The organism is Pseudomonas sp. Pseusp16, from assembly GCF_047324915.1.
Classification (GTDB): domain Bacteria; phylum Pseudomonadota; class Gammaproteobacteria; order Pseudomonadales; family Pseudomonadaceae; genus Aquipseudomonas; species Aquipseudomonas fluorescens_CD.
This window is the reverse complement of sequence record NZ_CP168522.1, coordinates 6,931,122-6,950,788: the sequence shown is the minus strand read 5'-3', so window position 1 is coordinate 6,950,788 and position 19,667 is coordinate 6,931,122. Positions and strand designations below refer to the sequence as shown.

Sequence of the window (19,667 nt, the reverse complement as noted above, 5' to 3'; positions counted from 1 at the left end):
CCCGTAATGCCTGACCCACTGCGCACGGATCCACGCCGGTTTCCACTGCATGTCCATATCAGCGTGATGTTCACCTTTTTGTTGCTGCTGACCGGGGTGGTGCTGGGTCTGTTCAACTATCAGCAAACCACACAGATCATACTGTCCAGCAGTGAAAAACTGTTCAATCGCATTGAGCAGGATGTCCGCCTGGACCTGCACGCAACCTATGAACCCATTCGTCATCTGTTGAGCCTGCTGGCACTCAATCCGGCAGGCCAGTCCCCTGATCTGGCACAACGCCTGGCACTGCTCGGACCGTTCAGCCAGTCACTCGAGGACAACCCCAATCTGGCTTCGCTGTACCTGGGCTACGACAATGGAGACTTTTTCATGGTCCGCCCGCTGCGCACCCCAGAGGTCAAAGCCCTGGTCGGGGCTCCGGACACGGCGGCTTACCAGGTCTGGAGCATCGAGCACAACAGCAGTGGCCAGGCCCATTCCCAGTCCTTGTTTTTCGACCGGAACCTGGCACTTGCAGCCCGTCTGGAAAACCTGAACGACACGTATGACCCGCGCAATCGCGCCTGGTTTATCAGCGCGCGCAACGAAAACGACCAGATCACGACCGAACCCTATATCTTTTTTTCCACCCACAACATTGGCACGACGCTGGCGCGACGCAATGGCGACAAGGCAATCATGGCCGCTGACCTGACCCTGGCCGAACTCAGCGCAACTCTGGCCAAGCACGTCGTGACCCCCAATACCGAAATCGTGCTGTTCGATGCCCAAGGCAATGCCATTGCCTACCCTGACAGCCGCAGACTGATCATCGATGATCAGACGTCCCGCCTGATCAAGGCGGCGGATCTGAGCCCCGGCCTGGGTGCGTTGCTCAACACCCCCCCTCAAGGCAGTCGCCTGAACGCCAATGGCCGGCAGTGGATCGTGGCCCGCAGCAGCATGCAGGAAGGTGGCCCCCAAGGCCTGCAACTGGCTCTGCTGGTACCGGAAGACGAGTTGCTTGTCGACGCTTACCGGATGCGCTGGCAAGGCGCGCTCATTACCCTGGCAACGCTGCTGTTATGCGTGCCGCTGGGCTGGCTGACATCAAGAGTCCTGGTCAAACCCTTGCGCGCCCTGGTGCAGGAGTCCGATGCGATTCGCAGTTTCGATTTCAATTTTCCGCTTTCCCGTCGCTCGCTGGTGCTCGAAGTCGACCAACTGAGTGTGTCGATGGCACGGATGAAAGACACACTGGCGAGCTTCTTCCAGATCACAGACAGCCTCAGTGCCGAAACCCGTTTCGCCCCGCTGCTGGAGCGGGTGTTGTTTGAAACCGTGAAAATCGGCCAGGCCCAGGCCGGCCTGATCTATCTGCGCGAAGGTGATGGCCAGCACATGAAACCCCACGGGCTGGTCATCAATAACGCCGCCGAAAACCTGCAATCCTTCGACATCCGCGGACACTCGCTCGATAACGCACAAAGCCCCCCATGGCTGCACCAATTGGCAAACGTCGACAATGTCGTCAGCAATCTGGGTTTCGAGCAGGCGGGTGATCTGCAGAAAATCCTGCTCGCACTGAAAAGTCCTCGGGTCCATCTGATCGGAATCCGCCTGCACAATCGTCACAACGAAACCGTGGGCCTGCTGGTGTTGCTATTGGCCGACAGCGGCGATCAGAGCGATCTGGACAAACTGCGGCCGGACCGCATTGCGTTTCTCCAGGCAGTGTCCGGCGCAGCTGCCGTGTGCATCGAAAGCCAGCGCCTGCAAGCCCGGCAAAAACAGCTGCTGGACGCCTTCATTCAACTGCTGGCCGGTGCCATCGACGCCAAAAGCCCCTATACCGGCGGCCATTGCCAGCGCGTGCCGGAACTGACCCTGATGCTTGCCCGGGCGGCGGCAGCCAGCCAGGAACCCGCCTTCAGCGCCTATCAGCCGACCGACGATGAATGGGAGGCACTGCACATCGCCGCCTGGCTGCACGATTGCGGCAAGGTCACCACGCCGGAATACGTCGTAGACAAAGCCACGAAGCTGGAAACCCTGACCGATCGCATCCACGAAATCCGTACCCGCTTCGAGGTACTCAAGCGCGATGTCTGGATCAGCTACTGGCAGGCCATTGCCCTGGGCGGTGACGAACAATCGCTGGCAGAACTGCGCAATGCCAGCCTGGCCGGGCTGGATGATGATTTCGCCTTCGTTGCCCGCTGCAATCTCGGTGGCGAAGCCATGGCCGACGCTGATCTGCAACGCCTGCGCCGCCTGGCTGAACGCACCTGGACCCGGACCCTGGATGACCGGCTGGGCGTGTCCTGGGAAGAAAACCGGCGTCAGGCCCGAACGCCCGCCCCCACCCTGCCCGTCAGCGAACCGTTACTGGCGGACAAACCCGAGCACCTGTTCGAACGCGGCGAAAACGAAGTGATACCGCAAGATAATCCCCTGGGCTTCAAACTCGACGTCCCGCTCCACAAATACAACCGGGGTGAGCTGTACAACCTGAGCATTGTCCGGGGCACCCTGACGAGCGAGGAGCGTTATGTCATCAATCACCACATCGTTCAGACGATCCTGATGCTCAACCACCTGCCATTCCCCGGGCACTTGCGCAGCGTCGCGGAAATAGCCGGCGGGCATCACGAAAAAATGGACGGCAGTGGTTATCCGAAACGCTTGAAGCGAGAAGAAATGAGCCTGCCGGCGCGGATGATGGCAATTGCCGATATCTTCGAAGCGTTGACTGCCGCCGACCGCCCCTACAAAAAAGCCAAGACCTTGAGCGAGGCGCTGGGCATCATGGCAATCATGTGCCGTGATGCCCACATCGACCCGGAGCTGTTCGGGCTGTTCATCAAGGCACAGATCCATTTGCAGTACGCCAGGCGCTTCCTCGCCCCTGAGCAGATCGATGCAGTGGACGCGCCGGCCCTGCTGGCCAAGGCAGGCCTGGCGTCTTGATCAGCAGTCGGTCAGGCGCAGGAAAATCGCCGCCAGCTGTTCGATTCCGGCCTGGTCCTGTGCGGTGAAACGCGCCAGTTTCGGACTGTCCAGATCAAGCACGCCGATCAACCGGCCGTCCTTGACCAACGGCACCACCAGTTCGCTGTTCGAGGCGCTGTCGCAGGCGATGTGACCGGGGAACGCATGCACATCCTCAACCAACTGAGTCTGCAAGGTGGCTGCCGCTGTCCCGCAAACACCGCGCCCGAACGCAATCCGCACGCAAGCGATCTGCCCCTGAAACGGGCCCAGCACCAATTCCTCATTGCGGTTGAGGTAAAAACCGGCCCAGTTCAGGTCATCGAGCTGATTGAACAGAAACGCCGAGAACTGTGCGGCATTGGCGATGAAATCCCGCTCGTCCGCCAGCAAGGACTCCAGTTGCGCGTGCAGCATGCCGTAGCCTTCGAGGCCCTGGCCGCTCTTTTGTAAATCGATCATGCCTTGTGCTCCAACAGTTTCAGCCCGACCCAATAACGGGCAAATTGATAAGCGCAACGTCCATTGCGATTGCCCCGGCCGGTGGCCCAGCGTACCGCCAGAATGTCCAGTTCTTCCGTGCGCTGCCACGCCAGTCCGGCCTTGCCGGCCAACTGGCCGATCCAGTGCTCGACGACGTTCAGGAAGTGTTCCTGGGTAAACGGATAGAACGACAGCCACAGACCGAAGCGGTCCGACAGCGCGATCTTGTCTTCCACCGCCTCGCTGGGATGCAGTTCGCCATCGACCCGTTTCCAGTTTTCGTTGTCGCTTTCCTTTTCCGGCACCAGGTGGCGACGGTTGGACGTGGCGTACAGCAAAACGTTGTCCGGCGCCTGTTCCAGCGAGCCGTCAAGGACGCTTTTGAGCACCCGGTAATCGCCCTCGCCCGACTCGAACGAGAGATCATCGCAAAACAGCACGAAACGCTGAGGCAGTTTGGCAATCTGTTCGACCACTCGCGGCAGGTCTGCCAGGTGATCACGTTCAATCTCGATCAATCGCAAACCGGCTTGAGCGTGCTCGGCCAACAAGGCGCGCACCAGCGACGACTTGCCGGTGCCGCGCGAGCCCCAGAGCAAAGCGTGGTTGGCGGGCATGCCATCGAGGAACTGTCGGGTATTGCGACCAAGCTGCTCGACTTGCCGGTCGACGCCGATCAGGTCCGACAGGCGCATGTCGAGGCTGACCTCCAGCGGCATCAGATAACCACCGCGCGACTCTCGCTGCCAGCGCGCGGCCAGGCATTGTGTCCAGTCGATGGCTGGCCGGGGTGCCGGCAGCAACGGCTCGATACGGGCCAGAACGGCATCGGCGCGTTCAAGAAAAGCATTCAATCGGGAATCCACGACTTCTCCTCGGGCACGTTCACAGTAATGATGGTGATGCAGCGACGAAACACAGCGTCAGACAACTGGGTGCCCCCCCGCGGTACAGGCCTCGCGAGAACATCAGTAGGCAGGCATGATCGACTATGCTTGAGCAGCGAAAGGAAACGGAAGTGGTTCACCCCCCCATGGACATCAAATTCACCAACCGGCTGTCGTTCAAGCAAGCCCGGCTTACCGTGCTGGTCGGTTTCATTCTGGGCACGCTGCTCAGCCTGCTGCAAATAGGCATCGATTATGCCAGTGAAGACGCCTCCATCAATCGTGAAATCCTTTCGCTGCTGGAAATCAGCCACAATCCGGCCTCGCGAATCGCCTACAACATCGACGCCGAACTCGCCAAGGAACTGACCCTGGGCCTGCTGCGCTCGCCGGCGATCATCAGCGCGAAACTGACCGACAACAACGGCACCGTGCTGGCCAGCGTCAAGCGACCCGGCGTGCAAAACGGTTACCGGATGTTCAGCGACTTCCTGTTCGGCGCCAATCGACAGTTCGAAGACCGACTTTACCTGGATAACTTGCCCAACGAGTCCCTGGGTACGCTGCGGCTGAACGTCGACACTTACGCCTTCGGCGACCGGTTCCTGCGCCGGGCCGAAGTGACCCTGCTCAACGGCTTCGCCCGCAGCCTGCTGCTGTCCGGCATCCTGCTGGCGCTGTTCTATGTGATGCTGACCAAACCACTGGTGCGGGTCATCCGTGAGCTCAGCGGTCGCGACCCGAGCAGTACCGAACCGACATCACTGGAATGCCCCGCCGGGCACGCCAACGATGAGATCGGTGTGCTGGTCAAGGTTGCCAGCCAGCAGTTCAAGAACATCGCCACCGAAATCCAGCAGCGGCGCAACGCGGAAAACCGCCTGACCGAGTATCTGGGCCAACTGGAAAACATCGTCTCGGCCCGCACCGCTGAACTCAAGGCGATCAATGACCGGCTGAGCCAGTCCAACCAGGAACTGGAGGTCGCCCGCAGTACAGCCCTCGACATGGCCGAAGCCCGCTCGGTGTTCCTGGCCAACATGAGCCATGAAATTCGCACGCCCCTCAATGGCTTGCTCGGGATGATCGCGCTGTCCCTCGACGGGCCGCTGAATGCCGAACAACAGCAACAGCTGTCGATCGCCCATGACTCGGGCAAAGTGCTGGTGGAATTGCTCAATGATATTCTCGATTTGTCGAAGTTCGATGCCGGTCAACTCGAACTCGAACACATCCCCTTCGACCTCGGCTCACTGATCGAAGACACCGCCAACCTGTTGTCGCAGAACGCCGCCCCCAGCGTCGAACTGACCTGCCTGATCGACCCGCATTTCCCCGCGCTGGTGCTCGGTGATCCGACCCGGGTCCGGCAGATTGTCAGTAATCTGCTGTCCAACGCCCTCAAGTTCACCCGTTTCGGGCGTGTCGACGTGCGCCTTTCGACGCTCGGGGACGGTGTCAGAATCGAAGTGTGCGACACCGGCATCGGCATCCCTCAGGATGCCCAGGTCAAGATCTTCCAGCCTTTCACCCAGGCCGGTGCCGGTATTACCCGCCAATTTGGCGGCACCGGGTTGGGCCTGGCGCTGACCTACAACCTTTGCGAAGCCATGCAAGGGCGCCTGACGATCAGCTCCGAGCCGGGTTTTGGCAGCCAGTTCTGCGCAGACTTGCCATTGCCCGGCCATACCCGTGCAATGCCTGCCCTTTCGCTCAAGGGCAAAGTCGTCGCCATCACGGCCGCCAGCAGCGGGCTGGGCGAATTGCTCAACAGTCTGTTGCCTGGCTGGGGGCTGGACTATGAACGGCGCTCCATGGATGACCCACTGTTTGGCCTGACAGCCGACGTGCTCATCACCGACTGCCCCGAATGTCTGTTCAGTTTGCGCCCCACCCTTGGTGCCCCGATCTTGCTGGTCACCGCTTATGGCAATTTCATGCCCAGCGAAGAGGCCAACGCCCTCGCCCCCTTGCAACAACAGGCACGCCCCCTGGCTCGCAATATGTTGTATCAGACATTGCGGCGGATCCTGCAGCCGGAAACCCACCCGATCAACAATGCCCGACTCGACACGCAATGCCCGCAACGCCGCGGGCGCGTACTGCTGGTGGAAGATAATCCGGTCAACCAACTGGTGGCCAAGGGCATGCTCGGCAAACTTGGCTGCGAGGTCACCACCGCGGCTCATGGTGCTGAGGCCCTGGATCAACTCGATCTACGGGATTTCGACCTGGTGCTGATGGATTGCAACATGCCGGTGATGGACGGCTATGAAGCCAGCCGGCAAATCCGCCGCAGCGGACGCTGGCCGCAACTGCCCATCGTCGCCCTGACGGCCAACGCCATGTCCGAGGAGCGCGAACGCTGTCGTGCCGCGGGCATGAGCGACTACCTGGCCAAACCCTTTCGGCGAGAAGAACTGGCCGCCCTGCTGGACTTGTGGGTTCCCGCTACGACAGCGCTTTAATCTGTCCCAACAGGTGATCGAGACCATCGCGCAACTCGTTGAGACGATTCAGATCGACCCCGCTGTCGCACAATAGACGCGCCTTGAGTGGCCCGACCTGATCGCGCAAGGCCATGCCGGCCGGCGACAGGCTCAGATGCACCTCACGCTCATCGCGCGCCGAACGCTGGCGCTGCACCAGTTGCAGTTGTTCGAGGCGCTTGAGCAACGGTGTCAGCGTGCCGGAATCCAGGGCCAGACGCTCACCCAATGCCTTCACGGTCGGTTGCTCCGGGGCTGCTTCCTGCCACTCCCAAAGCACCAGCATCGCCAGGTACTGGGGGTAAGTCAGGCCCAACTGATCGAGCATTGGCTTGTAGGCGCGAATGACCGCACGGGAAGCCGCGTACAGCTTGAAACACAGCTGGCTGTCGAGCTTCAGGGAATCGACTGACAAGGTGTTCATTTGAGCAGGGCTTCGATCTCGCGGGTCAGGTCCTGCGGCTTGGTCGCCGGGGCGAAGCGCTTGACCAGTTGCCCGTCCTTGCCGATCAGGAACTTGGTGAAGTTCCACTTGATGCCCTGGGAACCCAGCACACCCGGTGCGCGCTTTTTCAACTGCACGAACAGAGGATGGGCGCCGGCACCATTGACTTCGATCTTTTTGAACAACGGGAAGCTGACACCGAAGTTCAGTTCACAGAATTCGGAGATCGCCCCTTCATTGCCTGGCTCTTGCTTGCCGAACTGGTTGCAGGGAAAGCCGAGCACCACCAGGCCCTGGTCCTTGTAGGTCTGCCACAGCTCCTCGAGGCCTTTGTACTGCGGGGTGAAACCGCATTTACTGGCGGTATTGACCACCAATACGGCCTTACCAGCGAAATCAGCCAAGGTCTTTTGCTCGCCCTTGATGGTGGTGCAAGGGATGCTCAGCAGGTTGTCGCTCATGATGAAAGCTCCGGATTCGGGAAGATGAGACAAACATAGCGAGCAATTGAATTGTGTGCAATTTAAATTATCAAACGCCAATCCACTACTGTAGGAGCGAGCTTGCTCGCGATGGACCAAAGAATAACTCGGGGCACCAGGCTTCCCGCGGTATCGTTGACGACCATCGCGAGCAAGCTCGCTCCTACAGGGCTCGCATTACTCGCGAGGTACGAGGTCCAGGCACACCGAGTTGATGCAGTAACGCAGGCCGGTAGGCGGTGGGCCATCCGGGAAAACGTGACCCAGGTGCGCGTCGCATTTGGCACAGACCACTTCGGTGCGGATCATGCCGTGGCTGACATCACGGATTTCGGTCATGGCGCTGTCACCGATCGGCGCGTAGAAGCTCGGCCAGCCGCAGCCGGAATCGAACTTGGTCCTGGAATCGAACAGCGGTTCGTTACAGCAGATGCAGTGGTAAACACCGTCGACCTTGCTGTCGTTGTACTTGCCCGAAAACGGTCGTTCGGTGCCTTTGAGGCGGCACACGTTGTACTGCTCTGGATCGAGCATCGCCTTCCATTCTTCCAGGGTTTTTTCCAACTTTTCCATCATCACACCTCAGCGGCTGAAAAAGCCCGATCTGTACCTTTTCCACGGATCGGGCGGCACGTATGATTGCGCCTCGTCAAACGCCAGTCTGGCAGCCAGACCACGCGCATTCAAACGGAAATATGGGTGCTGCATCTCAAGGCGTCAGGCCTGTGTGAATACGCAGGATTCCCAGCACGGTTGTTCAAACGCCGTCTGGATCGTTCATTTTCGGGAACACATCGCCATGCAGGTCAGCAAATCGAACAAGCTCGCCAACGTCTGCTATGACATTCGCGGCCCGGTGCTCAAGCACGCCAAGCGCCTGGAAGAGGAAGGCCATCGCATCCTCAAGCTGAACATCGGCAACCCGGCGCCTTTTGGATTCGAAGCGCCGGACGAAATCCTCCAGGACGTGATCCGCAACCTGCCGACCGCGCAGGGCTACAGCGACTCCAAGGGCTTGTTCAGTGCGCGCAAGGCCGTGATGCAGTATTACCAGCAAAAGCAGGTAGAAGGCGTCGGCATTGAAGACATCTACCTGGGCAACGGCGTTTCCGAGCTGATCGTGATGTCGATGCAGGCCCTGCTCAACAACGGCGACGAAGTGCTGGTGCCTGCGCCTGACTACCCGCTGTGGACCGCAGCTGTAAGCCTTTCGGGCGGTAATCCGGTGCATTACCTGTGCGACGAGCAGGCCAACTGGTGGCCGGACCTGGCCGACATCAAGGCCAAGATCACCCCGAACACCAAGGCACTGGTGATCATCAACCCGAACAACCCGACCGGCGCGGTGTACTCGAAAGAAGTACTGCTGGGCATGCTGGAACTGGCCCGCCAGCACAATCTGGTGGTGTTCTCCGACGAGATCTACGACAAGATCCTCTACGACGATGCCGTGCACATCTGCACCGCGTCACTGGCGCCCGACCTGCTCTGCCTGACCTTCAACGGCCTGTCCAAGTCCTATCGCGTCGCCGGCTTCCGTTCCGGCTGGATCGCCATTTCCGGCCCGAAACACCACGCCCAGAGCTACATCGAAGGCATCGACATGCTGGCGAACATGCGCTTGTGCGCCAACGTGCCGAGCCAGCATGCGATCCAGACCGCCCTGGGTGGCTATCAGAGCATCAATGACCTGGTGCTGCCGCCGGGCCGCTTGCTGGAACAACGCAACCGCACCTGGGAATTGCTCAACGACATTCCGGGCGTGAGCTGCGTCAAGCCGATGGGCGCACTGTATGCATTCCCGCGGATCGACCCCAAGGTTTGCCCGATCCATAACGACGAAAAATTCGTCCTCGACCTGCTGCTCTCCGAAAAGCTGCTGGTAGTTCAAGGCACCGCATTCAACTGGCCATGGCCAGACCACTTCCGCGTCGTGACCCTGCCACGTGTCGATGACCTGGAGATGGCCATCGGACGCATCGGCGGCTTCCTCAAGTCCTACCGCCAGTAAGCGGCCAGTCACCGTGCGACGCTCCTGCACGTCGCACGGTGATTCATCCGGCAACACTTTTTTGCATTGCGCCGCTGGCTGCCGCTTTGCCCGCCGCCAGATAACGCTTTGCTTGCTCGCGCCTGACAAAGGCGGGGCCTTCGACATGAACTGACTGACAAACACTTCCCGCACTCGCGCCGGAAACGCCCTGCAAGCAGCTAGACTGTTGCCGTAGGACACAGTTTGAAATAGTCACCCGGTTGAATACCCCGGTGCAGCACCTTATATACCCCGCAGTACGCTACATCTTTAGTATGAGGAGATTTCTACAACCATGATGCGCATCCTGCTGTTCTTGGCCACTAACCTGGCGGTCGTGCTGATTGCCAGCATCACCCTGAGCCTTTTCGGCTTCAACGGGTTCATGGCGGCCAATGGGGTTGACCTCAACCTCAATCAGCTGCTGATTTTCTGTGCGGTCTTTGGTTTCGCCGGTTCGTTGTTCTCGCTGTTCATCTCCAAGTGGATGGCGAAGATGAGCACCAGCACCCAGATCATCACCCAGCCACGCACCCGTCACGAGCAATGGCTGCTGCAAACCGTCGAGCAACTGTCCCGCGAAGCCGGGATCAAGATGCCCGAAGTCGGTATCTTCCCGGCCTACGAGGCGAACGCCTTCGCCACCGGCTGGAACAAGAACGATGCATTGGTCGCGGTCAGCCAAGGTTTGCTCGAGCGCTTCTCGCCGGATGAAGTGAAAGCTGTCCTGGCCCACGAAATCGGCCACGTAGCCAACGGCGACATGGTTACCCTGGCGTTGATCCAGGGCGTGGTGAACACCTTCGTGATGTTCTTTGCACGGATCATCGGCAATTTCGTCGACAAAGTGATCTTCAAGAACGAAGAAGGCCAGGGCATTGCCTACTACGTGGCGACCATCTTCGCCGAACTGGTTCTGGGCATCCTGGCCAGCGCCATTGTCATGTGGTTCTCGCGCAAGCGCGAATTCCGGGCCGACGAAGCCGGCGCAAACCTGGCCGGCACCGCCGCGATGATTGGCGCCCTGCAACGCCTGCGAGCGGAACAAGGCCTGCCGGTGCACATGCCCGACACCCTGAACGCCTTCGGCATCAACGGTGGCATCAAGCAAGGGTTCGCTCGCATGTTCATGAGCCACCCGCCACTGGAAGAGCGTATCGACGCCCTGGCTCGTCGTCGGAGCTGATACTTCTGCTGCAGAAATCAAAACGGGGCGATCTTATCGCCCCGTTTTTTTTTGCTAATGGCTCGTCAGCCGGTAAACCCGCTCTTCCAGTCGCGTGACACCCGCCTGCAGAAACTTCTCGCTCTCACTCAGCACGTCCTGATCCTCCAGAACCTTCAATGCCCACGACCCGCCCAACAATCTCTGCACCTCATCATCCAGTACGGCAAACGGCGGTCCGTCCATCTGTACCTGGTCATAGTCGAGCGTGATCAATAATCCGCGACACTCTTTCGGCAGAATCCGATTCAGGTGCGCGGCATATTGCTCACGCATCTTCGGCGGCAACGCAATCAACGCGGCGCGATCATAGAGCGCGGAGCAATCAGCAGTGTCACCGGCCGTGAGTTCAAAGAAATTGCCACACCAAAGCTCGATGGAACCTGCCCGATAGACCTTGAATGGCCCCTGCTCGCTCACTGCCGGATCAAAGCCATGTTCGCTGAAAAACTCCTCGACGGCTTTTTCCGACAGTTCGACTCCCAAGACCTCATGGCCTTGATGGGCGAGCCAAAGCAAATCCAGGCTTTTTCCACATAACGGCACCAACACGCGTGCCCCCTCTTCAAGGCTTAACACTGGCCAGAACCGCTTCAGATGAGGGTTCACCTGCGGCAGGTGAAAGCCGATCTGATTCGACGCCCACTTTTTGTGCCAAAACTCAGGCTGCATAATTAACCCCGAAAATTCGATCAAAACGCCCTAAAACTTATATTAGATTTAGATTAATGATCTGACTGAAGATGTTGCATCTTAACTCTCAGGAGCTCATTCATGTTCCCCAGCCTGTACATATCCCACGGCTCCCCCATGCTCGCCCTGGAACCCGGTGCCAGCGGGCCGGCACTCGCCCGCCTGGCCACTGCGATGCCGAAGCCCAAAGCCATCGTGATTGTATCTGCGCACTGGGAAAGCAATGAGCTGCAGGTCAGCGGCAATCCACAACCGGAAACCTGGCATGACTTCGGTGGCTTTCCCAAAGCCCTGTTCGAGGTCCAGTACCCCGCTCCCGGCGCCCCGCAGCTGGCAGATGAGGTAGTCGAGCTGTTGAAATCCAACAACCTTCCTGCACGCATCGACAGCAATAGACCTTTCGACCATGGTGTCTGGGTACCTCTGTCGCTGATGTACCCGCAAGCAGACATCCCGATTGTGCAGGTATCACTGCCCACCCGTGGCGGCCCCGCCCTGCAGACCCGCGTTGGCCACGCGCTGGCCAGCCTGCGCGAGCAAGGTGTCCTGCTGATCGGCTCCGGCAGCATCACTCACAACCTGCGGGAACTGGACTGGCATGCCGGTCCCGAAAGCGTTGAGCCCTGGGCCCTGGCGTTTCGCGACTGGATGATCGAGAAGCTCGCAGCGAACGACGAAGCCGCGCTGCACGACTATCGCGCACAAGCACCGAATGCCGCGCGCAACCATCCCAGCGACGAACACTTGTTGCCGCTGTACTTCGCCCGCGCGGCCGGGGGGGAGTTCAGCATTGCCCACCAAGGGTTCACCATGGGTGCGCTGGGCATGGACATTTACCGCTTCGGCTGACAGCCAGACCGCGTCGCGGCCTTCGTCGGAACGCCGCCCGGAGCAAGCCCGCTCCCACAGGAGATCACACTCCAATGTGGGAGCGGGCTTGCTCGCGAATGGCAGCAACACAAGTCAAACGCCGACCACAAACAAGCAGGCAAAAAAAATCCCCGAACCAGTCGGGGAATTTTCATGTTCGATCAATCAGCCCGAGAGCGGATCAATCTTCGCGGTAGCGACGCAGCTTCAACTGCTTACCGGCAACGCGAGTGTCCTTCAGCTTGGTCAGCAACTTCTCAAGACCATCTTCCGGCAGCTCGACGAGGCTGAAGCTGTCACGCACCTGGATGCGACCGATCGCTTCACGCGCCAGACCACCTTCGTTGAGGATGGCGCCCAGCAGGTTCTTGGCAGCGATACCGTCACGCGCGCCCAGCGCGGTACGGCAACGTGCACGGCCTTCGCCCAGTGGCATCGGAGCGCGACGCTCGCGGTCACCACGCTCAGGACGGTCACCGGAACGCTCTGGACGATCGCCACGCGGTGCATTGTTCGGCACCAGTGGACGCTCTTTCTCGATAGCGGCCAGGTTCAGCGCTTGACCGTTGGTTGCCTTGCGCAGCAGGGCAGCGGCCAGGGCACGCGGGCTGCAACCGATGTCGGCGGTCAGGCGATCCAGCAGATCACCGTGAGTCGATTCGGCCTCGGCCACCAGCGGCGACAGGCTGTTGGTCAGCTTCTTGATGCGCGCATCCAGAACGGCTTGAGCGTCCGGCAGGCGAACTTCAGCAACCTTCTGACCGGTTACACGCTCGATCACTTGCAGCATGCGGCGCTCGCGCGGAGTCACCAGCAGCAGCGCACGACCTTCGCGACCGGCACGGCCGGTACGGCCGATACGGTGAACGTAGGACTCAGGATCGTACGGCATGTCAACGTTGAACACGTGAGTGATGCGTGGAACGTCCAGGCCACGAGCGGCAACGTCGGTCGCCACAACGATGTCCAGACGGCCATCCTTGAGGGAGTCGATCACGCGCTCACGCTGGTTCTGGGCGATGTCACCGTTCAGCGCGGCGGCTTTGTAGCCTTTGGCTTCCAGGGCACTGGCCAGATCCAGGGTCGCTTGCTTGGTGCGTACGAACATGATCAGGGCGTCGAAATCTTCCACTTCCAGCAAGCTGAGAACGGCCGAAGTCTTCTGGTCAGCGTGAACCAGCAGGTGAGCCTGCTCGATCGCGGTAACGGTCTGGGTCTTGCTCTGAATCTTGACGTGCTTCGGATCGCGCAGGTGGCGTTCGGCGATGGCACGGATCGATTGCGGCAAGGTAGCCGAGAACAGTACGGTCTGACGGGTTTCCGGCATGGCCTTGAAGATGACTTCCAGGTCGTCCATGAAGCCCAGCTTGAGCATTTCGTCGGCTTCGTCGAGAACCAGGTGGTTCACGGTCGCCAGTACTTTTTCGTCGCGACGCAGGTGGTCGCACAGACGGCCCGGAGTGGCGACAACGATTTGTGCGCCATTACGGATTGCTTTCAGTTGTGGGCCCATCGGCGCGCCGCCGTAGACAGCCACAACAGTCACGCCCGGCATTTGCTTGGCGTAGGTTTCGAAAGCGGTTGCAACTTGTAGCGCCAACTCACGAGTTGGGGCCAGGATCAGAGCTTGCGGCTCGCGCTTGGACGGATCAATGCGGTGCAGAATTGGCAGAGCAAAGGCAGCGGTTTTACCGGTACCGGTTTGCGCCTGACCAATCATATCGTGACCGGCGAGAATGATCGGGATCGACTGCTGCTGAATGGCCGAAGGCTCTTCATAGCCGGTAGCGACTACTGCAGCGACAATATTGGGATGAAGTTCAAGAGCGGCGAAGCCGCCGATTTCCTGGGTCATGGGTCTGCCTCTAAGTGCATCCGCAAAGACCCATGCTCCAAAGCTGCGCATGCCGTGTTGAGACTCAAGAGTCGCCCTGGCAGCTTTGTCGGCGGGGATTTGCGAAAACGAATGAATGAAAAGAATCGTCAAGGAGAGTCCGCGGTGCGGACGTGCAGCCGAAGCTGACTTCGGGGAATTGCTCTACCTAAACGCGGCCCGGCTAAAGGCCGGCGCGCACTATACCGGAATTCGCCCAAAAAGGGAGCTTTTTTTATCGATAATCCACCGGGTACACCGTTGTGTCACAGGCTTTGCGAATAATCGGTCAGCCGTCTATTTTTCAAAGGCCCGGCCTTGCGGGTGATGGCGCTAAAACGGTTCACCCTTTGCCGTGCAGACCGCAGGTCTCCGCACGCCTTTCCTACCCCGAGGATCGCTCCATGAATCAGCCCAGCTCCAGTCGAGTCAGCCGCGAACGGCGTGGTCATGTGTTCCTGATCGGTCTTGATCGGGTGGCCAAGCGCAACGCCTTTGACCTCGACCTGCTCAACGAATTGAGCCTGGCCTATGGCGAGTTCGAAGCCGACAGCGAGGCCCGCGTAGCGGTGGTGTTCGGTCATGGCGAGCACTTTACCGCCGGGCTGGATCTGGTCAATGCCAGCGCCACACTCGCAGAAGGCTGGCAAGTCCCCGCTGGCGGCTGCGATCCGTGGGGGGTGTTCGCAGGTCCCAGGGTCAACAAGCCGGTAATCGTCGCCGCCCAAGGCTATTGCCTGACCGTTGGCATCGAATTGATGCTGGCAGCCGACATCAACCTGTGCGCCAGCAACACCCGGTTCGCCCAGATGGAGGTGCAGCGTGGAATCTTCCCGTTCGGCGGTGCCACCCTGCGTCTGCATCAGGTCGCCGGCTGGGGTAATGCCATGCGCTGGTTGTTGACCGGGGATGAATTCGACGCCCGTGATGCGCTGCACTTGGGCCTGGTGCAGGAAGTCATGGCCAGTGAGGACTTGCTGCCCCGGGCGGTTGAACTGGCCGAGCGGATCGCCCGTCAGGCACCGCTTGGGGTGCAGGCGACGCTGATGTCGGCGCGACAGGCCCGGTATGAAGGAGAAACCGCAGCGGCACAGGGATTGCCCGCGCTGGTCAAGAAGTTGATGGCTAGCGAGGATATCAAGGAAGGTGTGCGGTCGATGGTGGAGCGACGGCCTGGGGTGTTCAAAGGGATTTAGCTCTTTATCGCCAGTCAGAAAGCCATCGCGAGCAAGCTCGCTCCTACAGTGGATCTTCGGTGTCCACAAGACCCCGTGGGAGCGGGCCATCACTGACAACTCAGGTCGCCGGGCGAATGCACTTGATCAACGAATCCAGCGAATACCCCAGCCGCGGTGCCAGCGCTTCGGCGCGGGTGATCAGGCCGTCCATGTCCAGTTCCTGATCCAGCTCCGACGGCACGATCAGAATCACGTTGCCCTCCTTCACCGGCAGCTCCCAGTAATGTCGATGGTACAAACCGCGCAACAACGCGGCGCCCAAGGGTTTGCCATCATCGGTAGCCCATTGATTGATGACCAGCCAGCCACCCGGATTCAATCGCTTCTGGCAGTTTTCCAGGAAGCTCCAGGCCAGGTGCCCGACACCCGGACCGACATCGGTATAGAGGTCGACGAAAATCAGATCCGCTGACTCGGCAGTGTCGAGCAACTCCAGCGCATCGCCAACGCGGATGTACAGGCGCGGATCGTCATCCAGCCCCAGGTACTCAATGGCCAGGCGCGGTACGTCCGGGCGCAGTTCAATGGCTTCGACATCTTCCAGCGGCAGGAACTTGAGACAGGCCTGAGTCAGCGTCCCGGCGCCGAGGCCGAGAAACAGTGCGCTTTCCGGATGCTCGTGGCACAGCGCGCCGATCAGCATCGCCCGGGTATAGTCGTATTCGAGCCAGCTCGGATCGGCGGTGAACACGCAGCTTTGCTCGATGGCATCACCGAACTCGAGAAAACGGTAATCGGCCACTTCCAGCACACGAATCACGCCGAACTCGTCCTGTACCTCGGCGAGCAGATGCTCGACGCGCTCCTCAGTCATTTCATCTCCTGATCGTCACCGGGGCCGGCAACGCAATAACACCGCGTGCAGAGAGCGGCAAAGGCGAGATTGTCGGCGAAGCGAAGGGAACAGGTCACGCACTAATTTGCTGATAACATGGACGTCCAAGCGAAAACACTAGAGACCGTGATGAGCCAACCCTGGAGCCCCGACAGCTGGCGCGCCCTGCCGATCCAGCAACAACCCCAATACCCCGATGCCGCGCATTTGCAGCAGGTCGAGCAGACCCTGGCCAGCTATCCGCCACTGGTGTTTGCCGGTGAAGCCCGGGAGTTGCGCCGTCAGTTTGCCGAGGTGACCCAGGGCCGCGCGTTTCTGTTGCAGGGTGGCGACTGCGCCGAAAGCTTCGCCGAATTCTCCGCCGCAAAAATTCGCGACACCTTCAAGGTGTTGTTGCAGATGGCGATCGTGATGACGTTTGCCGCCGGCTGCCCGGTGGTCAAGGTCGGGCGCATGGCCGGGCAGTTCGCCAAGCCGCGCTCGGCCAACGACGAAACCATCGATGGCGTGACCCTGCCCGCCTACCGCGGCGACATCGTCAATGGCATCGGTTTCGACGAAAAAAGCCGCGTGCCGGACCCTGAGCGCCTGTTGCAGTCCTATCACCAGTCCACCGCCACCCTGAACCTGTTGCGCGCGTTCGCCCAGGGCGGTTTTGCCGATCTGCATCAGGTGCACAAGTGGAACCTGGACTTCATCGCCAACTCGGCGCTGGCGGAAAAATACAGCCACCTGGCTGACCGCATCGATGAAACCCTGGCGTTCATGCGCGCCTGCGGCATGGACAGTTCGCCGCAGCTGCGCGAAACCAGCTTCTTCACCGCCCACGAAGCGCTGCTGCTGAACTACGAAGAAGCCTTCGTGCGGCGCGACAGCCTGACCAATGATTACTACGACTGCTCGGCCCACATGCTGTGGATCGGCGACCGCACCCGCCAGCTCGACGGTGCCCACGTCGAATTCCTGCGCGGGGTGAACAACCCGATCGGGGTCAAGGTCGGTCCGAGCATGAACCCGGACGACCTGATTCGCCTGATCGACATGCTCAACCCGGACAACGACCCAGGCCGCCTGAACCTGATCGCACGGATGGGCGCGAACAAGGTCGGCGATCACCTGCCGCAGCTTATCCGCGCCGTCCAGCGTGAAGGCAAGCAGGTGCTGTGGAGTTCCGACCCGATGCACGGCAACACGATCAAGGCCAGCAGCGGCTACAAGACCCGCGACTTCGCGCAGATCCTTGGCGAGGTGAAGCAGTTCTTCCAGGTGCACGAAGCCGAAGGCAGTTATGCCGGTGGTATCCATATCGAAATGACCGGGCAGAACGTCACCGAGTGCATCGGTGGTGCGCGGCCGATTACCGAGGACGGTTTGTCGGATCGCTACCACACCCATTGCGACCCGCGGATGAATGCCGATCAGTCGCTGGAGCTGGCGTTTTTGATTGCCGAGACACTGAAGCAGGTTCGGCGGTGAGTCAGTAAGGTCTTCCTTGCCTGACAGGCCGCCTTCGCGAGCAAGCCCGCTCCCACAGTTGATCGAGTTGCCCGAGCAAACGCGATTCAATGTGGGAGCGGGCTTGCTCGCGAAAGCGTCAGTTCAGTCACCATCAATCTGCGCCAATGCCACCCGCAACCTGTCCGCACTCGCCCGCGGGCAATTCAACTGAACCTGCGCCAACCCCAGCCAATCCGCCATCTGCCGCAGATTGACCGCCAGTGCCAGCATCCCCTCGTCATCCAGACCGGATTCCTCTTCATGCACCGCATGCACTGCCAAACGGCCGGTCGCCCGTTCGGCGCGCAGATCGACCCGTGCGGCAATCCGTTCGTTGTGCAAAAACGGCAGGACGTAATAACCGTAGACGCGCTTGTCCTGCGGCGTGTAGATCTCCAGCCGATAGCGGAAATCAAACAGCCGCTCGGTCCGATTGCGCTCCCAGACCAGCGAATCGAACGGCGAGAGCAATGCACTGGCCGCGACTTTGCGCGGCACTTTTGGCTTGGGCAGACAATAGGCCGGTTGTCGCCAGCCCTGAACTTCGCAGGTCAGCAATTCACCGGCCTCGACCAACTCAGACAGACGCAGGCGGCTGTCCACAGGGTTCAGGCGGAAATAGTCACGCAAGTCCTTCTCCGTAGCGACCCCCAAGGCCGTTGCCGCATGCCGCAACAGGCCGCGCTGGGCGTCAACTTCACTCAGTTCAGGTTGGGCAAGAATCGTCGAAGGAATCACCCGCTCCGGCAGATCGTAGAGCCTTTCGAATCCGCGCCGTCCGGCAACGGTGACTTCACCGGCAGCGAACAGCCATTCCAGCGCATGCTTTTCCGCGCTCCAGTCCCACCAGGGCCCAGCCCGTTCCTGACGGGTCGACAGGCTCCCGGCGCCAAGCGCGCCCTGCTCCTCAACCGAAGCCAGCACCCGCCGAATCGTGTCTTGCTGTTCACGCCCGAAACGCGCCAATTGCTGATAAATGTCTTCGCCACGACTTGCACGCTGCATGCGCCAACGCATCAACGGGTACAAGGAAAGTGGCAACAACGAGGCTTCATGGCCCCAGTACTCGAATAGTGTTCGTCGACGGCCCTGACTCCAGGCAGCCTGGTCGAGCAAGTCGGAAGAATAATTGCCGAGGCGGGAAAACAGCGGAAGGTAGTGCGAACGCACCAACGCATTGACCGAATCGATCTGCAAAATGCCCAGCCGTTCGATCAGGCGATTTAGCGCGACAGCCTTGATCGCCGCTGGCGGCTGCCGCCCGTTGAACCCTTGGGCGGCCAGCGCCAGACGCCGAGCCTGTTTGAGGGTAAAGGACAATGTTGCGGGCATGGGCATCTCCTTGTCTGCTCGCAACCTACCTCACCGGTAAGGGGTTTGTGTAGCGTGGCTTTCATCAATTAATTATCGAGTCATTTATGCATCGGATCATTCCAGAACGGTTTGATTGACTCGTTCTCCACATCCGCACGGCTCATGCCGATGTCCTTGAGTGCTTCGTCGCTCAAGCTCGCCAGCAGTTCGCGCTCGCGATGCAGTTCGTACCAGCGGCCGACCTTGTGCAGCAGATCGGAAATCAGGTGAATCGAGTGTTTTTCTGCACCATGGAACTCGTGTTGACCTTTCATCTTGTTGCCCTCCGTTT

The 19,667-nt window shown here is 60.0% G+C and carries 17 protein-coding genes; 7 read left to right on the top strand and 10 right to left on the bottom strand.

The features are described 5' to 3' along the window. Positions 1-6 precede the first annotated feature (6 nt). The gene (locus tag ACEN8Q_RS31625; RefSeq protein WP_413704229.1) at positions 7-2,952 is read left to right on the top strand and encodes an HD domain-containing phosphohydrolase; all 2,946 of its coding nucleotides are present in this window, start codon (positions 7-9) and stop codon (positions 2,950-2,952) included. Here ACEN8Q_RS31625 and ACEN8Q_RS31620 read toward each other — a convergent pair whose 3' ends face one another. Both ACEN8Q_RS31620 and ACEN8Q_RS31615 read right to left on the bottom strand, forming a co-directional pair. After that, positions 2,953-3,435 (bottom strand): GAF domain-containing protein, encoded by a 483-nt coding sequence (locus ACEN8Q_RS31620; RefSeq protein ID WP_413428666.1) that lies wholly within the window; start codon positions 3,433-3,435, stop codon positions 2,953-2,955. Further along, positions 3,432-4,322, bottom strand: coding sequence for an ATP-binding protein (locus ACEN8Q_RS31615; protein ID WP_008017184.1), 891 nt, complete (start codon positions 4,320-4,322; stop codon positions 3,432-3,434). Before ACEN8Q_RS31615 ends, ACEN8Q_RS31620 begins: the two co-directional genes overlap by 4 nt. 125 nt (positions 4,323-4,447) lie before the next feature. Here ACEN8Q_RS31615 and ACEN8Q_RS31610 point away from each other — a divergent pair, with 125 nt between their 5' ends. Then, positions 4,448-6,811, top strand: coding sequence for a response regulator (locus ACEN8Q_RS31610; RefSeq protein ID WP_413428664.1), 2,364 nt, complete (start codon positions 4,448-4,450; stop codon positions 6,809-6,811). Here the strand turns inward: ACEN8Q_RS31610 and ACEN8Q_RS31605 are convergent. The 3 genes from ACEN8Q_RS31605 to msrB all read right to left on the bottom strand — a co-directional run bounded on the left by ACEN8Q_RS31605 (position 6,795) and on the right by msrB (position 8,332). Further along, complete coding sequence (locus ACEN8Q_RS31605; RefSeq protein ID WP_085715311.1) at positions 6,795-7,256, bottom strand: MarR family winged helix-turn-helix transcriptional regulator; 462 nt, start codon at positions 7,254-7,256, stop codon at positions 6,795-6,797. The two genes, ACEN8Q_RS31610 and ACEN8Q_RS31605, sit on opposite strands and share 17 nt — an antisense overlap. Continuing rightward, positions 7,253-7,738 (bottom strand): glutathione peroxidase, encoded by a 486-nt coding sequence (locus ACEN8Q_RS31600; protein ID WP_008002671.1) that lies wholly within the window; start codon positions 7,736-7,738, stop codon positions 7,253-7,255. Before ACEN8Q_RS31600 ends, ACEN8Q_RS31605 begins: the two co-directional genes overlap by 4 nt. Positions 7,739-7,936: 198 nt before the next feature. Further along, positions 7,937-8,332 (bottom strand): peptide-methionine (R)-S-oxide reductase MsrB, encoded by a 396-nt coding sequence (gene msrB / locus ACEN8Q_RS31595; RefSeq protein WP_322616287.1) that lies wholly within the window; start codon positions 8,330-8,332, stop codon positions 7,937-7,939. Between the two features lie 226 nt (positions 8,333-8,558). On the opposite strand from msrB, the gene ACEN8Q_RS31590 reads away from it, so the two are divergent. After that, positions 8,559-9,770 carry a pyridoxal phosphate-dependent aminotransferase gene (locus tag ACEN8Q_RS31590; RefSeq protein ID WP_008017190.1) on the top strand — a complete coding sequence of 404 codons (1,212 nt, stop codon included), beginning with the start codon at positions 8,559-8,561 and terminating at the stop codon, positions 9,768-9,770. A gap of 316 nt (positions 9,771-10,086) precedes the next feature. Continuing rightward, a complete protein-coding gene (gene htpX / locus ACEN8Q_RS31585; protein WP_046043402.1) occupies positions 10,087-10,977 on the top strand; it encodes a protease HtpX in 891 nt (296 codons plus the stop codon). 54 nt (positions 10,978-11,031) lie between these two features. Here htpX and ACEN8Q_RS31580 read toward each other — a convergent pair whose 3' ends face one another. Then, positions 11,032-11,688, bottom strand: a complete 657-nt coding sequence (locus tag ACEN8Q_RS31580) for a thiopurine S-methyltransferase (protein ID WP_413428662.1) — start codon at positions 11,686-11,688, stop codon at positions 11,032-11,034. 102 nt (positions 11,689-11,790) lie between these two features. Here ACEN8Q_RS31580 and ACEN8Q_RS31575 point away from each other — a divergent pair, with 102 nt between their 5' ends. Continuing rightward, on the top strand, positions 11,791-12,558 hold the full coding sequence (locus ACEN8Q_RS31575; RefSeq protein ID WP_413704228.1) for a DODA-type extradiol aromatic ring-opening family dioxygenase: 768 nt from the start codon (positions 11,791-11,793) through the stop codon (positions 12,556-12,558). 202 nt (positions 12,559-12,760) lie between these two features. Here ACEN8Q_RS31575 and ACEN8Q_RS31570 read toward each other — a convergent pair whose 3' ends face one another. Beyond that, a complete protein-coding gene (locus ACEN8Q_RS31570) occupies positions 12,761-14,434 on the bottom strand; it encodes a DEAD/DEAH box helicase (RefSeq protein WP_007973525.1) in 1,674 nt (557 codons plus the stop codon). 422 nt (positions 14,435-14,856) lie between these two features. Between ACEN8Q_RS31570 and ACEN8Q_RS31565 the strand changes: the two genes are divergently transcribed. Next, on the top strand, positions 14,857-15,648 hold the full coding sequence (locus ACEN8Q_RS31565) for a crotonase/enoyl-CoA hydratase family protein (protein WP_413427935.1): 792 nt from the start codon (positions 14,857-14,859) through the stop codon (positions 15,646-15,648). A 100-nt stretch (positions 15,649-15,748) separates the two neighbouring features. Here the strand turns inward: ACEN8Q_RS31565 and ACEN8Q_RS31560 are convergent, their stop codons facing one another. Then, positions 15,749-16,504 carry a spermidine synthase gene (locus ACEN8Q_RS31560; protein WP_413427934.1) on the bottom strand — a complete coding sequence of 252 codons (756 nt, stop codon included), beginning with the start codon at positions 16,502-16,504 and terminating at the stop codon, positions 15,749-15,751. 150 nt (positions 16,505-16,654) lie between these two features. Here ACEN8Q_RS31560 and ACEN8Q_RS31555 point away from each other — a divergent pair, with 150 nt between their 5' ends. Next, positions 16,655-18,001, top strand: coding sequence for a class II 3-deoxy-7-phosphoheptulonate synthase (locus ACEN8Q_RS31555; RefSeq protein ID WP_413427933.1), 1,347 nt, complete (start codon positions 16,655-16,657; stop codon positions 17,999-18,001). 123 nt (positions 18,002-18,124) lie between these two features. On the opposite strand, the gene ACEN8Q_RS31550 is transcribed toward ACEN8Q_RS31555, so the two are convergent. Both ACEN8Q_RS31550 and ACEN8Q_RS31545 read right to left on the bottom strand, forming a co-directional pair. Next, the gene (locus ACEN8Q_RS31550) at positions 18,125-19,354 is read right to left on the bottom strand and encodes a winged helix-turn-helix domain-containing protein (RefSeq protein WP_413427932.1); all 1,230 of its coding nucleotides are present in this window, start codon (positions 19,352-19,354) and stop codon (positions 18,125-18,127) included. A gap of 80 nt (positions 19,355-19,434) precedes the next feature. Continuing rightward, complete coding sequence (locus ACEN8Q_RS31545) at positions 19,435-19,650, bottom strand: DUF1127 domain-containing protein (RefSeq protein ID WP_413427931.1); 216 nt, start codon at positions 19,648-19,650, stop codon at positions 19,435-19,437. Between the last annotated feature and the right edge of the window lie 17 nt (positions 19,651-19,667).

Coding starts and splice junctions, on each gene's coding strand:
- ACEN8Q_RS31625 (WP_413704229.1), top strand. CDS start 7: ATGCCTGACCCACTGCGCACGGATCCACGCCGGTTTCCACTGCATGTC.
- ACEN8Q_RS31620 (WP_413428666.1), bottom strand. CDS start 3,435: ATGATCGATTTACAAAAGAGCGGCCAGGGCCTCGAAGGCTACGGCATG.
- ACEN8Q_RS31610 (WP_413428664.1), top strand. CDS start 4,448: ATGCTTGAGCAGCGAAAGGAAACGGAAGTGGTTCACCCCCCCATGGAC.
- ACEN8Q_RS31605 (WP_085715311.1), bottom strand. CDS start 7,256: ATGAACACCTTGTCAGTCGATTCCCTGAAGCTCGACAGCCAGCTGTGT.
- ACEN8Q_RS31600 (WP_008002671.1), bottom strand. CDS start 7,738: ATGAGCGACAACCTGCTGAGCATCCCTTGCACCACCATCAAGGGCGAG.
- msrB (WP_322616287.1), bottom strand. CDS start 8,332: ATGGAAAAGTTGGAAAAAACCCTGGAAGAATGGAAGGCGATGCTCGAT.
- ACEN8Q_RS31590 (WP_008017190.1), top strand. CDS start 8,559: ATGCAGGTCAGCAAATCGAACAAGCTCGCCAACGTCTGCTATGACATT.
- htpX (WP_046043402.1), top strand. CDS start 10,087: ATGATGCGCATCCTGCTGTTCTTGGCCACTAACCTGGCGGTCGTGCTG.
- ACEN8Q_RS31580 (WP_413428662.1), bottom strand. CDS start 11,688: ATGCAGCCTGAGTTTTGGCACAAAAAGTGGGCGTCGAATCAGATCGGC.
- ACEN8Q_RS31575 (WP_413704228.1), top strand. CDS start 11,791: ATGTTCCCCAGCCTGTACATATCCCACGGCTCCCCCATGCTCGCCCTG.
- ACEN8Q_RS31570 (WP_007973525.1), bottom strand. CDS start 14,434: ATGACCCAGGAAATCGGCGGCTTCGCCGCTCTTGAACTTCATCCCAAT.
- ACEN8Q_RS31565 (WP_413427935.1), top strand. CDS start 14,857: ATGAATCAGCCCAGCTCCAGTCGAGTCAGCCGCGAACGGCGTGGTCAT.
- ACEN8Q_RS31560 (WP_413427934.1), bottom strand. CDS start 16,504: ATGACTGAGGAGCGCGTCGAGCATCTGCTCGCCGAGGTACAGGACGAG.
- ACEN8Q_RS31555 (WP_413427933.1), top strand. CDS start 16,655: ATGAGCCAACCCTGGAGCCCCGACAGCTGGCGCGCCCTGCCGATCCAG.
- ACEN8Q_RS31550 (WP_413427932.1), bottom strand. CDS start 19,354: ATGCCCGCAACATTGTCCTTTACCCTCAAACAGGCTCGGCGTCTGGCG.
- ACEN8Q_RS31545 (WP_413427931.1), bottom strand. CDS start 19,650: ATGAAAGGTCAACACGAGTTCCATGGTGCAGAAAAACACTCGATTCAC.